This is a genomic window from Neobacillus sp. PS3-12 (assembly GCF_030915385.1).
Lineage (GTDB): Bacteria > Bacillota > Bacilli > Bacillales > Cytobacillaceae > JAEVLT01.
The window spans coordinates 1,791,619-1,805,268 of the sequence record NZ_CP133268.1; the positions used below are offsets into that span (position 1 = coordinate 1,791,619).

Below are 13,650 nucleotides of genomic sequence, written 5' to 3' on the forward strand. Positions count from 1 at the left end.
CACCATTCCTTTATAATGAAATATCAATGTTTAATGACGGGTATTGCTTCATACTTATATTTACTTTGCCTGAATAATAATTAATAATTGGTTTATGACTTTGGCTGTTGATGATCGGCTTGTGGATGGTCCAATTGATATTCAACTGACTAGGGTCATAGTCAATTTCCACACTGCCATAAGATGGAACCCAGCCAAGGCCAAATTCTTGTTCTGGAATCAAGTTATGCTGTTTGGCTTGCTGCGCAATCGGATTTCCGCCATTTTCAATCTTCATCAGTTCCTCGCCCTCTTGAGCTCGGCGAGCGATTCCCTGTGCGACACTTTGCTGTCCTTGCTGCGCCGCATCTTCTATTCTTTGCCGAGCACTTTTTAAATCAACATCCGCACGTGCTTTTGACTGGTCAATTGTCAGCCTTGATGGAATCCGATTAATGGTCATTTCTGCTTTAGGCTGTTCAATGCTTAAATCAGCTGGCGGTTGTTCGATTGTTAAACTGGCATTTTGCGTGTTGATTTCGATTTGGCCATATGTGGAATGCATCGTAATCTGTGGGAAGTTCATCGTACCACTCCCTTCTAATAAAAAAAGCTATTCTCGGTAGAATAGCTTTTATTTGAGAAAGTCCAATAATGATGGCTGCATGATTCTGGAACCAACACTTAATGCTGCCCGATGGACACTTTCTTGGTTCGTTAAATCCATAATTACTTTTTCCATATCAACATCCTCGTTATCCGACAAGACTTGTGTTGCTGTAACTTCTTGCTGGTCAAGCCGGCTTTCCACCATGTCCAAACGATTGGATCGGGCTCCCAGTTCGGAATGTTCAGCAGACATGTTATCCATGACATTATCAAGCCTTGTCAGCAGGCTGTCCATATTGGTGGAACCACTATTCTGCAAAGACGTTTGGATATCGCCAACAACATTAAATAATTCCTGACTGAACACATTTGCTGGATTCACATTGGCTTTTAGCTGAACTCCATCGGACACTTCAATGCTGTAATTGTCTATTGAAGGTGAATCTAAATTTGTGGCAACTGTTGGTGGATTCTCAACAGGCACAGTAGGATTCATCACATCGTTGCCATGGAATATATATTTTCCGGCTACCTGGGTGTTGGCGGTTTTCACTAAATCCTGCTGCATCTGCCCTACTTCATCCGCAAGTGCCTTACGGTCTACGTCGGTAAGAGCACTATCCTGGCTCTGGACCACAAGTTCACGAATTCGCTGCAACGCACTGTTCGCCTGATTCATACCCGACTCGCTATTATCCATCCATGTATGAAGTTCGGACACATTCCGTTTATATTGGTCAACTGACGCCAAATCAGAACTGTAAGCCATCCCTTTCATTGCGGCAACTGGATCATCAGATGGCTTTGTAATTTTTTTACCTGTCGATAACTGGTCCTGGTATTGCCCCATCTTTTGGTAGCTGTTAGAGATGTTCCTCAGTGAATTTGCCGAGATCATCGATTGTGTGACGCGCATTTATTTCACCTATCTTCCACCGGTACCCATACCGTTAATAATTTTATCGAGCAGTTCATCTTGCAGGGTAATCATTCGGGCTGCAGCATTGTATGCATGCTGATATTGGATCATGTTGGTCATTTCTTCATCAAGTGAAACTGAACTGACGGATTGGCGTTTTTGATCAACTGATGCCTGGAGTGTCGTACTGTTGGTGGTCATTCGCGTTGCTTCTTGCGATTGTACCCCCATGCCGCTTATGACATTTTGGAGATAGCCTTGAAAGTCTGCTTCCTGGCTGTCGGAACCATAATTAAAGCTTGTTTTGATCACTTTTGCTAGTGCAGTTGCATTGCTGGAGTCACCTTTCGTTGCGACGGATGGATCTGATCCGCTTGCCGTAGCAATGTTATCAAGGCTATCCTGGATTTTTTGCGAAAGCCCGATTCGGCTTGCAAAGCCTTTTTTATCGGTAATGTCTCCGTTGACATTATCAGCAAAAAACGGAATATCTTCTGCTTGGTTGTTGGTGATTTCGTTTGGACTCAAGCCCGCTTCATGCACCTTGTTAAATTCCGTAGCAAAGGTGTAAGCGAGATTATCGAGTTCATTTCTCATATCGGTATAGGTACCCTTCGCTTGTCCGTTGCTGTCATATCCATAGGATTCGATTAATGATTTGAGCTGACCACTTGAGTTCATTTTTGAAAAATCAATAGGTTGGCCACCGATTGAAATTGTTTTAACGGATTGGTCTGCTCCATCATAATTGACCGTTAGGTTGTTTGTGCCTGCCGGGCCCAGAAGGACGCCCAGTTCCGAGCCATCATCATTGATCATTTTAATTGATAATTGGCCTTCAGCATTGGGGTTTGCGTTTCCACCGGATTTTTGGTAATCGACCTTAATGTTGACGACGGAGGATAATTCATCGAGCAGCCGATCACGCTCATCGTACAAATCATTTGGCAGATAACCGTTTGGTTCTACTGCCCCAATCTGCTGATTGACATTCTTTAATTGATCAAGCAGGGAATTAGCTTGTTTGACGGTAACATCAAGTTGGTCCTTTTGATCTTTTTGGACGGTCGAAAGTGAGTTTGATAGATAATTAAACGTGTCGGCCACTGCTTCACCGCGCTGACGGACAACGGAGCGTGAGCCAGAGTTGGTTGCATCGCTGGCTAAGTCCTGCAGGGAAGACCAAAATTGGTCCATTGCATTTGATAAACCAGAGCCGGTCGTTTCATTCATGATGCTTTCCATTTTGCTCAGCGAATCGGATCGAGATTGCCAGTATCCAAGTTTACTATTTTCAGTGCGATACTGGACATCGAGAAATGATTCACGTGATCGTGTGATCGAACCTGCTTCGACGCCTGTTCCCATTTGTCCGGGGATACTCGGCGCATTGATACCAACGCTTGGATATGGCTCGGTTTGCTGAAAATTAACCCGCTGCCGCGTATACCCTGGCGTATTGGCATTGGAAACGTTTTGCCCCGTTACATATAAAGCGCTCTGCTGGGTCGCCATGGCACGGCGCGCGATTTCTAATCCCATAAAGGTTGAAGCCATTGAGATTCCTCCATTGTTATGCTTTTAAATTCAGCAGTCCCGGTGTGGCTGCTTGTCCTACCTGCTGGCCATAGTTGTAATCTTCGGGCTGTGGGGCGATTAAATTTAAGGACAAATTGACAAACTGCAGGGATTGAAAGAGCATCTGCTGGTTTAACTCATTCCGCTGTTGAATTTCGGAAATTGTATTTTTCAATTCAGACCTTAAGCGGTCGAGTTTGTTGTGGGAGCTTTCATCCGCCACAGCAAGGCAGTCCTCGATCGTTGGCTTTTCCGTCCTTGGTACCAGCGATGAGGTGACCTTCTGCCGTTCATTTTCTAATAAGTTGATGGCCGTTAGATGGGCCTGCTCGTCCTTGAGTATTTGATTCAGAGCTTCGATGTCGCCAATTTTAACGATTTCCGTCTTTTTTTGGGAAATTTCATAAAGACTTTTATGAAGTTTTAACAGCTTTTCCATCGTGGAAATTAATTTTTCAGCCGACATGATCGAACCCCTTATTTTTTATAAAAATTAACGATGCTCTTCGCAACGGCTTTTGGATCGACTTTATAGGTGCCATTTTCGACCTGGATTTTGAGCTCGTTGACTTTTTCATCGCGTTCATTCGTAATTTGTGATTCCTGCTGCATTTCTTTGGCGGCAGATGAAATTTCTACTTTGTCTGCCGCTTTTCTGGCCATTGTATTGGCTTGATCCTGCTTGTTCATTTGCCGCATATAAGGGTTAATTCCCTGTGATCCCAGTGGATTAATTTTCATAGGTATACCTCACTTTCCATCCTCGAACCTTGTTCTATACCTATTATCGGCTCTTTTTTAATTTTTTTTATACAAATAGGTTCTTTTCTCGCTTTCCTTTTTGCGTTGTTCTTCTTTATGGAAGGTTTCGAGGTCTTCTTGTAGTTCTTTTGAGCATTCTCCACAAAGTTTTCCCTTTTGGATAAACCTGCCGCAGCGGTCACATGGATATCCTAGGTTTGGAAACATGCTCGGCTGGAGCCGACCTTTTTTAATAAATTTTAGGATCAATTCTTCACTCACACCTGTTTGGTCAACAATTTGCTCGATGGTTGCCACACGATTAACCCGTTTCCGCATAAAGTTATTGACTGTCTGAAAGTCTTGCTCTTCTTTTTTCCAGCATTTTGGACAAACATCACGAAATTTATTTTTTTCAAAAATCGCATTACAGTTTGGGCAGTTTATAAGTTCCATCAGGGGTTCCCCTCCTATGTATTTTGCGTTTGGCGAAATAATTTTATTTTCGGCGAAATTATCGTCCGATTCGGCGAAATCATTTTATTTTTGGCGAAATAATCTCCAAAATCGGCGAAATAAACCTTTTTCTTTATATTATAACTTTATGGATTGTTGCTGAATATAAAAAAACCCACTAAATTAAGTGGGCAAAGACTCTTCCATTGCTATAGGATTTTGTGAGAATAATAGAAGTAGTCCGACAATCACCTTAACGATGACATCGATATAGGCGATCACAAAGAACGGAATCGATGGAGTTTGCATGCCGAGCAAAGCATTGATTGATACCAATACACCGAGAACAATCATGGATTTGCCATGAACGATGGCAAAAGGGAAGAAATGAAGTCCGATTGCTAGGAAAGCACCAAGCCAAATCATCCGATAGTTATGTACTCCGTAATAAGGTCCGCCGATGAACACCAATAACACAAACATAATGATGATCGAGGCAAAGGACATTCTTTTTTGGAAATTGGATGGTCTACCATAGGATAATTTACGCATCAGCCATTTGTTACCTACGGTTAGCCACAAGCCTCCGAAGTAACCAATATAAAAGATCGTCTGCTGGATTTGTTGTTCTCCTCCAAAAATGGTGCTTAACAAAATCACAATCGAGATCCAAATCAGCCAGATACCGCAGGTTCGTTTGTTTAAGAATTGCAGTTTTTCTCCTTCCACATAAACCAATTTAGTTAGTAAACGACTCATTTGTTACCTCCATCCTATTTGTTATCTTGGTCGTGGCGATCCACATCGCAATGAACATTAATACACCGAATATATCAGAAACAATTACATAGCGGCCGATGAATAGTTTTTCATAATGAAATAAAGGAGTGTTATAGATGGCAATAACTAGTGAAACAAGCATTGGAATCAGGGTAACCTTGTTTTTTGTTATCGCAAAAGAGCAGTACAAAAATGCCGTATAGGCCCAAAATTGTGCAACATACCAGGCATGGGATAAGCGGATTCCCTCTTTGGTATGGAAGGTGGTAAACACTAACACCATCAGGACCAAAAAGGCGAGGATTGGAGCAAACTTTACAAATTGAAGCAGCCTTAGAAGGCGTTTTGGCATGTTTGATTTTTCCATTACTTTCGTCTGATGGTTTATGAGAAAAATCATCCCCACACTGCAAGCAAAAATCAAAAACTGCATACTTTTCCCCCTTGTTGTTTTATTTATCTATCACTTTAAGATTATATACTATTTTTAGGAAATTTTGTATTTAAATAAAACAAAAAAAACATCAGAAATAATCTGATGGACTGCTTATTAATCATTTATTTTTAGCATTTTACTTAATTGCTGAGTAGAGTAAGGCGTGAATTTTGCTGCATCTTCAAGGGACATTCCACTTTCAATAAGTTTTTTGACTACATTTAAGATACCAGTCTCGAATCCTTTTTGTATCCCTTCTTCTTTTGCATCTTCTAGTCTGCTGCGTTCATCTGAAAGGGCTTTTGCTCTACGCTTGTATTCCCTTCTTGCCTCTGGGTCGGCACTTAATCTTTGTAATTTTTCTTCAGCTTTATTAACACCAACATCCATTTGAACAACCTCCCTCAAATGAATTCTCCTCATAATTTCACCATATAATTTCCTTTATTATCTAGCGAGCAAGTGTGATGGATTGAATTCTCTCGGCTCCTGCTTCTTTAAGAATTTTCGCCGCATGCCTGAGGGTGGAACCGGTTGTATAAATATCGTCGATTAATAGGATTTTTCCACTCACACTCTCTGAAACTTGGAAAACTTGCCGCACATGAATTCGCTCATTCCTTGATTTTTTTGATTGTTTTTCGGAGTGGATCCGTGTGAGGAGAGGTGTCGGTGTATATCCTGCAATAGTCAGCAAAGCCTCAGCCTGATTGAAGCCGCGTTCGTATAACCGTTCCTCGCTCAGAGGAATCGGAACAAGGAAGTCGTATTCGAGTTTTGCCAGTTCTGACTTAATTTGCTCGGCAAATGCTTTAGCAATGACGTAATCTCCGCGGAATTTAAAGCGGGCGATTACCTCTTTTAAAAAATTATTGTATTGAAAAAGCGAGACGTTCTGATCGAGGTAGCCCTGCCACTCAGAATCAGCTTCCCAGCGGACACAATCATTGCATAGGTCCCCATGACGGAATTGCTCATCCATCTGAGAAAAGGGGCGACAGCACATCCTGCAGCATTCGCCACTGACCGTCTCCAATCGGCCCTCACACGTCGAACACAGTAGCTGTTCTTTTTCTGGTGAAAACAAGGTAGTCCAGCTAATGGTTGGCATAATGGGCTCGTGGCAAAGGAGGCAATGGGGTTGTGAAAATAAAACCATGAATTATCACCTCTACTAAAAAATGGAAAAAAGAACATACACAAATCAAAATGGTTCATGGTTTATCTAATTTGGTTCATAGCCCCTAAAAAATGGTTCAAATACTTGCAAAAATCGATCATTCTACATCAATCAACCCTCTTTCCACACCCTCTCGATTCATCGAAACAATTTGCTTTTGCGCTTTGAGCATGGCGTTGGTTTTTCCATAATGAAAAAAAGTCACATTTCCAGTTGGATGATCGGCACTGCGTCCAGCCCGACCAGCAATTTGGACGAGGGCACTTTCTGTAAAAATGGGTTCTTCTGCTCCGATAACAGCGACATCGATATTGGGAAAGGTAACACCGCGTTCAAGGATGGTTGTGGTTAATAGCAAGGCTAGTTCTTTATTGCGCATTTGCTGCACTTTCTCTTTTCGTTCAGGATCCTCGGCATGGACAGCCGCTATTTTGGGTTCGAATTCACGTAGGATAGGCAGTGTTTTTTCCATTAGAGGGATGTGTGGAAAAAAGATCAGGGCTTGCTTGCCTGCTTGAAGGCGTGTTTGGATCCAACGGAGGATATTGGCTGGCAGTTTGTCATTACGGAGCAGCTTCTGCCAATTGCCGCACCAGGCGAATTCAGGCACGGGAAGTGGATGGCGGTGGAAGCGGGCGGGAATCGTGGTATAGTTCCGTTTCCCTTGCTGGCATTCTCGCTGCCATTTTTCATTTGGCGTGGCGGTAAGATAGATCATCGCTGAGGTTGGTTTTCGCGCCTGGGCTGCAGCATATTGGAGTGACGCTTCGACGGTATAAGGAAAAGCATCAACTTCATCGAGGATCACCGTGTCAAAGGCTTGGTAAAAGCGGAGTAGCTGGTGGGTGGTCGCAATGGTCAGCGGGGCGTGGAGGTGGCGGTCTTCACTGCCACCATAAAGGGAAGCGACCTTGATTTCTGGGAATGCAGCTTTCAAGCGGGGCGTTAATTCCAATACCACATCTGTTCTCGGCGTGGCGATGCACACACGTTTCCCTGCCTTGAGTGCAGTGTTGATTCCTTGAAAAAGAACTTCGGTTTTGCCCGCACCGCACACAGCCCAGACAAGTAGTTCTTTGTTTTGCTGAACCGCCTCTACCACCTGGTCCGAGGCGGTCTTTTGTCCTGCGGAAAGGGTGCCGCTCCATGCCAGGGGCTGATCGGATAATGTGGTTGACGGTGGCGGTCCCTTCCAGCCAAGAAGCAGCGCACAAGAACTGACTCGTCCCATCATGAGGCATTTGCGGCAATACAAGCAGGTTTCGCCGCAGCGAGCGCACGGAAACGATGCAAACCACGACAGATCCTTGTTGCCGCACCTGACACAGGTCGGCTTTCTTCCTATATAAATAATCGCTTTTCGATACGTCAGGTGCCCATGCTCATAATGATTTTGGATTTCATTAAGCGAAAAAGGAAGTTCATCGACGAGAAGTTGTTTACCTGTGAGAAACTCTTGGAGTGCAGGATTGAATCGGAACGAAGGATGGAGTGGCGGGTCGGGAATGGAGTTGATTTTTCCAAGAGGAAGGGTGTTTTCGGTTTTGGTCTTTACGGGAATTAGCTTGTCTTCCTGGGCAATGAAGCGCATTTAGGTCAAATCCTTTCGGTGGTAGACTCGGGCTTTGGTATTGCCGGTGTGGGGGAGGTTGAGCTTTTTTAGGTATTTTTGGGCGATGTCTTTTGTTGGGATGTGGAGAAACCTTCTAAATTCTGAACTGGTAATGGAAGCTTTGATGAGATAAAAATAATCGTCCAAACTCTCGATATAAACCGTTTTTGAATAAGTTTGGCAGGATTGGCAAAACCATTTTCCTTTTTGATATTTCATGGGGAGTGCACCGCATTTATCACAAATCACCCCGGTAGGAATTTCTTCAATTGATATTTTAAAATGTTCGAGGATATTGAATTCTTCAGGTGTATGGTGCCTGCGAAGAATCTTGCTGGTTTTTCGAAGCTCTTGCACAGTTACCATTTCTTTTTGATGGGCAATTTCAAGTTGGTTGATTTTATCCAAAAGTTTGTATGGCTTGCATACCTTTTTTAAAACTTCTTTATTATCTGGATCTGTTTTTAATATAGCATTAGGATTGCTTATGACCACGAGGTGATGGATGGGTAGGTTAATAGTGGTGTATTTTTTTAACCATTTGGTTAGAAGGGATTGCTGCCTTTTAACTTGTTCAATGGGGTCATCATAACTTTTTTCTTTGTCATTTTGGGTTTGGATAAGCTGGCTGAATTGGCTTTCAAATTTGAGGGTAGCGGTATAGTTTTTTGCTTCAATAATGAGGGCAAATTTGGTGGTGAGGAGCAGAAAGTCGATCTGGAATGTCCATTTTTTGTACTTTAAGCGGATATGCTGAAAAATGTAGTACTCATCATCCGATAAAAAACTGAGGTAGTAATCGAGGGCCTTCTCTCCCCAGTAGCCTGCATCCTCTCGATGAAACAAATCTTCAATCGGTTGGCGTATGGCATGATAGGGCGGGATTCTCCGCAGCAATTTTTTGGCGGATAAAGCACGTAGCGGGTATGAACGTTTTAGCATTATCAAAAAAATCATCCCTCCTTGAATCTTTGCTTAATAATGTTCTAGATATAATGATAAAATCCCTTTTATATTTTAATAAATTTGGAGGTTTAAATTTTATTTCGCCGATTTTTAAGTTTATTTCGCTGATTTGGGCTATTATTTCGCCGAAATTTAGTTTATTTCGCCAAACTTTGGGATTATTTCGCCAAACGCGAAAAACCCGAGCAAAGCAAAAAAAGCCAGCTGCCCCACCCAGGCAACTAGCTTCTCTTCTTATTTCTTCATCCACCCCATGCCCATTCCGCCTTCGCCAATATGTGTTCCAATCACAGCGCCAAAATAGCTGATCGAAAATTCAACGCTCGGGTACATCGCTTCAAGCTCCGATTTCCACTCGAGTGCCTCTGCCTCGCGATTAGCGTGGATCACCACAGCACGATATGGCTCCGACTTGCCGCTAATCGCTTCCCCAAGCAATTCTGCAATTCGCTTCAAGGCTTTTTTGCGGGTGCGGATTTTTTCCGCCGGAACAATGACTTTATTTTCAAAATGAAGCAATGGCTTAACCTGGAGCAAGCTGCCAAAAAAAGCCTGGGTACTGGACAAGCGGCCGCCGCGTACAAAGTGTGATAAATCATCCGCCATAAAATAGGCATCAGCCGTCGTCTTCAAATCTTCTAATCTAGCCAAAATGGCAGCAGGCTCCTCGCCCCGCATCGCCATTTCTGCTGCATCCAGAACATAGAAGCCTTGAGCCATGCAGCTAATTTCTGTATCAAAGGCATAGACTTTAATTCCTTCTACCATTCCCCCAGCAGCAACAGCACCTTGATAAGTTCCACTGGCACCGCTCGTTAAATGGATACTGATGACGGCCTCATATCCTTCACCTGCCAAGCGTTCGAACAGCTCGACGAATTTGCCAATCGGCGGCTGGGAAGTTGTCGGCAGCTCACTATGCTTTATTTTTTCATAAAATTCACTTGCGCTTATATCAACCTCTTCTTCGTAGGCCTCGTCTTTAAAAATGACTTGCAATGGGACCATATGAATATTCCATTTCTTGCGCACTTCCAGTGGGATATATGCGGTACTATCCGTTACAATAGCAGTTCTCATTCAATCATCCTTATTTTTTCTTTTATTTTATATGAAAAAAAAGAAAAGCGCACGCCGAATTTCCGACGTGCGCACCCATTTGCTGCTTTCAACTCCCTGTTCTCTTAACGAACTTCTACCCAGCCATTTTTAATCGCCACAACAACAGCTTGAGTCCGGTCATTCACATTCATTTTTTGCAAAATATTACTTACATGGTTTTTAACTGTTTTTTCACTAATGAATAAAGCTTCACCGATTCCGCGGTTACTTTTACCATCTGCCAGCATTTGTAGAACTTCGCATTCACGGCGAGTCAACAAGTGTAATGGCCGACGAATTTCGATGGTATGTAAATTGGAATATACGCCGCTTCCTCCGCTTGGATTTGCAGTCAATCTTCTGTATTCGTTGACTAAGCTGTGGGTTACCTTTGGATGTAAATAGGATCCGCCCTCAGCAACGACGCGAACGGCTTCAATTAGTGCATCTGCATCCATTTCCTTCAATAAATACCCACTTGCACCTGTTTGTAGGGCATGCATGACATAGTTTTCATCATCATGAATCGATAAAATAATGACCTTGGCATCGGGATAATTCTCGATAAGTTCTTTAGTAGCCTCCACACCATTTACATTTGGCATATTGATATCCATTATGACAACGTCTGGCTGAGTTTCTTCCACGATTTTTAATGCTTCGCTTCCGTCATCACCTTCAGCCACAACTTGGAATGTTTTTTCAAATTCAAGGATCCGTTTTACGCCTTCTCTAAAAAGCTGATGATCATCAATAATTGCAATTTTTGTAGTCATGTGATTCGCCTCCCTTTGGCATTCTCCTGCTTTTAGCCTAAAGAGCTTGACGGTCAAGCCCTTTGGCGCTTCCCTTATCATTTTATTATGGTAGTGGTACGTGAATATAGACCAAGGTGCCTTTTCCAATTTTTGATTCAATTGTGAGATCGCCTTCAAGCAGCTCGACCCGCTCACGCATCCCAAGCAAACCAAATGATTTCGGGCATGCTTTTTTTACATCAAACCCTTCACCATTATCTTTGATTAAAACCCCAATTTTTGACTTTGTCATTTCAAGTCTTACTAAAATGTCACTTGCTTTTGAATGCTTTAAAGCGTTCTGGACCGCCTCCTGGATTAGTCGGAACACGGCAACCTCGTATTTCGGTGGAAGTCGAAGCTCTAAGCCTAAATTGGCAAATTCAATTTTAGCGCTATTATGATATTCTTCGATTGTTTGTAGGTATTTTCTGAGGGTAGGCACTAAGCCCAGGTCATCTAGAGCCATTGGTCGCAAGTCATAGATGATGCGCCGAACCTCGTAAAGTGCTGAACGGACCATTTTCTTGAAACTTTTTACCTCTTGGATCGCTGCTGGACCTCCCTGATCACGATAGACACGTTCAATCAGATCGGAACGCATAATGACGTTGGCTATCATTTGCGCAGGGCCATCGTGAATTTCTCTTGATAACCGTTTGCGCTCGTCTTCTTGGGCTTCAATAATTTTTAAGCCAAAGTCTTGCTTGGCTTTAGCGTCTTCTAAGACTTCGCCCATTTGCTTAATATCGCTCATCAAATAATTCTGCACAACGGAGATCTGTGAAACGAGATGATCTGCTCGTTCTATGGTTTCATGCAGCCCGCCTATCCGACGATCGAGGTCATCCCTGCGATCTCTCAGCTGTTTCTCAAGCTGGCGGTTAATGGACAGTTCCATTTGCAGCTGGTGCGCTTTTTCATATGCTTCACGAACCTCTTCCTCTGAGTATTTATTGAAATTCATACTAACCTCAGAAAGACGATTGCGTGCCTGCCTTGCCTTCTTTTCTAGAATATCACCTTCATCAATAACCTTTAAAACCATTTGCTTCACATTTTTCAATTCCTCAGACAAATCTTCAAAATCGTTGCGGCACTGCTCACCGATTTGAAAGATTTCATCCTTACTCGATCCCACGGTATTAATCATTCTGCTAATAATGTCATCGAGTGCCTTCGTATCGAATTTCATGATTTTCATAGCTATCCCTCCAGGCATGAGCTCTCTCGATAAGCACCGTATTTTACAAAAATAGGGAATCATTTACTATAAAAATATCGTTTCCCATATTTTAACGTTTTTTATGATTTTGTACCAATTATATCTAGTTGAAAACACATTATTTTTTTGAAAAATCAGTCAAAGGTCGGAAACTCATGCAAATTGACATGACTTTTATCCCGCTTTGATGTTAGTAATAACTTGTTTCATTATAACATGACAACGTTTCAGAAAGATTAAAGTTTTATTACACTGGTGAATCGATTCAGTCCGAATTATAATAGAAACAGCGCCATTACACGTTTTTTAAGGGAGGAGACCTAATGCTTTCCCATTATTATACAGTGAAAACAACCGGGGAACATGAAATAGTCATTGAAAAATCCCGCTTTATTGCCCAAATCTCACGTGCAGAAACCGAGGAGGAAGCCCAGGAGTTTATCCAGACAATCAAAAAGAAGCACTGGAACGCGACACATAATTGTTCGGCCTATTTAATCGGTGAAAACGACCAGATTCAAAAGGCTAATGATGATGGAGAGCCAAGCGGCACAGCGGGTGTACCGATTTTAGAGGTATTGAAAAAGCGGAATCTAAAAGACACGGTTGTGGTGGTAACCAGATATTTTGGCGGAATTAAGCTAGGTGCAGGCGGGCTTATTCGGGCTTACGGAAAATCCACTTCCGAAGGATTAAACACAGTGGGTGTTGTCGAGAGACGGCTTGTTCAAATCATGCATGTTAAAGTTGACTACACATGGCTTGGTAAGCTGGAAAAAGAACTGCGTGCTTCGGTCTACCCTATTAAAGAAATCCACTATTTAGATACGGTTGAAATTGAGGTTTATGTCGATGAGGACAAGGTGCAAGTATTTACAGATTGGATGGTGGAGTTAACAAATGGGCAGGGCCAGATTGAAGGCGGAGACCAGGTTTATTTAGAGGAAGACTACGTAAAATAAAGGTGATTCGTGACTGTCAAAGCTTGATTTGATGGTCTTTTTTTATGGTGGGTTTTACCTGAGGCGGAGATTGTTTGGGCTTCTTTTCTTTCAACTTCTTCTCGTTTTTTTAAGTGAAGTTGAATGAATTGTTCTTTTTCTTTCCACTTCTCCTCAGGTCTTCTTGTGAAGTGGAATGATTAGCTCCTTTTCATTCCACTTCTTCACCGGTTTCTTGTGAAGTGGAATGATTCCCCCGCTCCCTTCTTTTTCTTGAGCACGGGCACTAGTCGGGGCCTTTTGTTCCCCTGCTCTATTCATTTCCTCGAG

The 13,650-nt window shown here is 42.7% G+C and carries 16 protein-coding genes; 1 reads left to right on the forward strand and 15 read right to left on the reverse strand.

Annotation, left to right across the window (positions count from 1 at the left end):
• Positions 1-10: 10 nt before the first annotated feature.
• The 15 genes from RCG17_RS09245 to RCG17_RS09315 form a co-directional block, all read right to left on the reverse strand.
• Positions 11-565 carry a DUF6470 family protein gene (locus RCG17_RS09245; RefSeq protein ID WP_308174881.1) on the reverse strand — a complete coding sequence of 185 codons (555 nt, stop codon included), beginning with the start codon at positions 563-565 and terminating at the stop codon, positions 11-13.
• 48 nt (positions 566-613) lie between these two features.
• Entirely contained in the window at positions 614-1,504 is an 891-nt protein-coding gene (gene flgL / locus RCG17_RS09250) for a flagellar hook-associated protein FlgL (protein ID WP_308174882.1), read from the reverse strand.
• 9 nt (positions 1,505-1,513) lie between these two features.
• The gene (flgK, locus tag RCG17_RS09255; RefSeq protein ID WP_308174883.1) at positions 1,514-3,064 is read right to left on the reverse strand and encodes a flagellar hook-associated protein FlgK; all 1,551 of its coding nucleotides are present in this window, start codon (positions 3,062-3,064) and stop codon (positions 1,514-1,516) included.
• A 16-nt stretch (positions 3,065-3,080) separates the two neighbouring features.
• Entirely contained in the window at positions 3,081-3,551 is a 471-nt protein-coding gene (locus tag RCG17_RS09260) for a flagellar protein FlgN (protein ID WP_308174884.1), read from the reverse strand.
• 11 nt (positions 3,552-3,562) lie between these two features.
• Positions 3,563-3,826, reverse strand: a complete 264-nt coding sequence (gene flgM, locus RCG17_RS09265) for a flagellar biosynthesis anti-sigma factor FlgM (RefSeq protein ID WP_308174885.1) — start codon at positions 3,824-3,826, stop codon at positions 3,563-3,565.
• A gap of 57 nt (positions 3,827-3,883) precedes the next feature.
• Positions 3,884-4,282, reverse strand: a complete 399-nt coding sequence (locus tag RCG17_RS09270; protein ID WP_308174886.1) for a TIGR03826 family flagellar region protein — start codon at positions 4,280-4,282, stop codon at positions 3,884-3,886.
• 183 nt (positions 4,283-4,465) lie between these two features.
• A complete protein-coding gene (locus RCG17_RS09275) occupies positions 4,466-5,041 on the reverse strand; it encodes a DUF6609 family protein (protein ID WP_308174887.1) in 576 nt (191 codons plus the stop codon).
• A complete protein-coding gene (locus RCG17_RS09280) occupies positions 5,022-5,495 on the reverse strand; it encodes a hypothetical protein (protein ID WP_308174888.1) in 474 nt (157 codons plus the stop codon). Before RCG17_RS09280 ends, RCG17_RS09275 begins: the two co-directional genes overlap by 20 nt.
• A gap of 117 nt (positions 5,496-5,612) precedes the next feature.
• Entirely contained in the window at positions 5,613-5,888 is a 276-nt protein-coding gene (locus tag RCG17_RS09285; RefSeq protein WP_308174889.1) for a hypothetical protein, read from the reverse strand.
• 61 nt (positions 5,889-5,949) lie between these two features.
• Positions 5,950-6,534 (reverse strand): ComF family protein, encoded by a 585-nt coding sequence (locus tag RCG17_RS09290; protein WP_374120909.1) that lies wholly within the window; start codon positions 6,532-6,534, stop codon positions 5,950-5,952.
• Between the two features lie 241 nt (positions 6,535-6,775).
• A complete protein-coding gene (locus tag RCG17_RS09295) occupies positions 6,776-8,269 on the reverse strand; it encodes an ATP-dependent helicase ComFA (protein ID WP_308174891.1) in 1,494 nt (497 codons plus the stop codon).
• Positions 8,270-9,232 carry a nuclease-related domain-containing protein gene (locus RCG17_RS09300; protein WP_308175804.1) on the reverse strand — a complete coding sequence of 321 codons (963 nt, stop codon included), beginning with the start codon at positions 9,230-9,232 and terminating at the stop codon, positions 8,270-8,272. It lies immediately after the preceding gene.
• A gap of 258 nt (positions 9,233-9,490) precedes the next feature.
• Entirely contained in the window at positions 9,491-10,336 is an 846-nt protein-coding gene (locus RCG17_RS09305) for a DegV family protein (RefSeq protein ID WP_308174892.1), read from the reverse strand.
• 104 nt (positions 10,337-10,440) lie between these two features.
• Positions 10,441-11,133: a response regulator transcription factor gene (locus RCG17_RS09310; protein WP_308174893.1), complete on the reverse strand. Its 693-nt coding sequence runs from the start codon at positions 11,131-11,133 to the stop codon at positions 10,441-10,443.
• An 85-nt stretch (positions 11,134-11,218) separates the two neighbouring features.
• Complete coding sequence (locus RCG17_RS09315) at positions 11,219-12,358, reverse strand: sensor histidine kinase (protein ID WP_308174894.1); 1,140 nt, start codon at positions 12,356-12,358, stop codon at positions 11,219-11,221.
• Between the two features lie 344 nt (positions 12,359-12,702).
• On the opposite strand from RCG17_RS09315, the gene RCG17_RS09320 reads away from it, so the two are divergent.
• Positions 12,703-13,341 (forward strand): YigZ family protein, encoded by a 639-nt coding sequence (locus RCG17_RS09320; protein ID WP_308174895.1) that lies wholly within the window; start codon positions 12,703-12,705, stop codon positions 13,339-13,341.
• The last annotated feature ends 309 nt before the right edge of the window (positions 13,342-13,650 follow it).

Bases quoted from the DNA above. Each gene is read 5' to 3' on its own strand.
- RCG17_RS09245 (WP_308174881.1), bottom strand. From the start codon at position 565: ATGAACTTCCCACAGATTACGATGCATTCCACATATGGCCAAATCGAA.
- flgL (WP_308174882.1), bottom strand. From the start codon at position 1,504: ATGCGCGTCACACAATCGATGATCTCGGCAAATTCACTGAGGAACATC.
- flgK (WP_308174883.1), bottom strand. From the start codon at position 3,064: ATGGCTTCAACCTTTATGGGATTAGAAATCGCGCGCCGTGCCATGGCG.
- RCG17_RS09260 (WP_308174884.1), bottom strand. From the start codon at position 3,551: ATGTCGGCTGAAAAATTAATTTCCACGATGGAAAAGCTGTTAAAACTT.
- flgM (WP_308174885.1), bottom strand. From the start codon at position 3,826: ATGAAAATTAATCCACTGGGATCACAGGGAATTAACCCTTATATGCGG.
- RCG17_RS09270 (WP_308174886.1), bottom strand. From the start codon at position 4,282: ATGGAACTTATAAACTGCCCAAACTGTAATGCGATTTTTGAAAAAAAT.
- RCG17_RS09275 (WP_308174887.1), bottom strand. From the start codon at position 5,041: ATGAGTCGTTTACTAACTAAATTGGTTTATGTGGAAGGAGAAAAACTG.
- RCG17_RS09280 (WP_308174888.1), bottom strand. From the start codon at position 5,495: ATGCAGTTTTTGATTTTTGCTTGCAGTGTGGGGATGATTTTTCTCATA.
- RCG17_RS09285 (WP_308174889.1), bottom strand. From the start codon at position 5,888: ATGGATGTTGGTGTTAATAAAGCTGAAGAAAAATTACAAAGATTAAGT.
- RCG17_RS09295 (WP_308174891.1), bottom strand. From the start codon at position 8,269: ATGCGCTTCATTGCCCAGGAAGACAAGCTAATTCCCGTAAAGACCAAA.
- RCG17_RS09300 (WP_308175804.1), bottom strand. From the start codon at position 9,232: ATGCTAAAACGTTCATACCCGCTACGTGCTTTATCCGCCAAAAAATTG.
- RCG17_RS09305 (WP_308174892.1), bottom strand. From the start codon at position 10,336: ATGAGAACTGCTATTGTAACGGATAGTACCGCATATATCCCACTGGAA.
- RCG17_RS09310 (WP_308174893.1), bottom strand. From the start codon at position 11,133: ATGACTACAAAAATTGCAATTATTGATGATCATCAGCTTTTTAGAGAA.
- RCG17_RS09315 (WP_308174894.1), bottom strand. From the start codon at position 12,358: ATGAAAATCATGAAATTCGATACGAAGGCACTCGATGACATTATTAGC.
- RCG17_RS09320 (WP_308174895.1), top strand. From the start codon at position 12,703: ATGCTTTCCCATTATTATACAGTGAAAACAACCGGGGAACATGAAATA.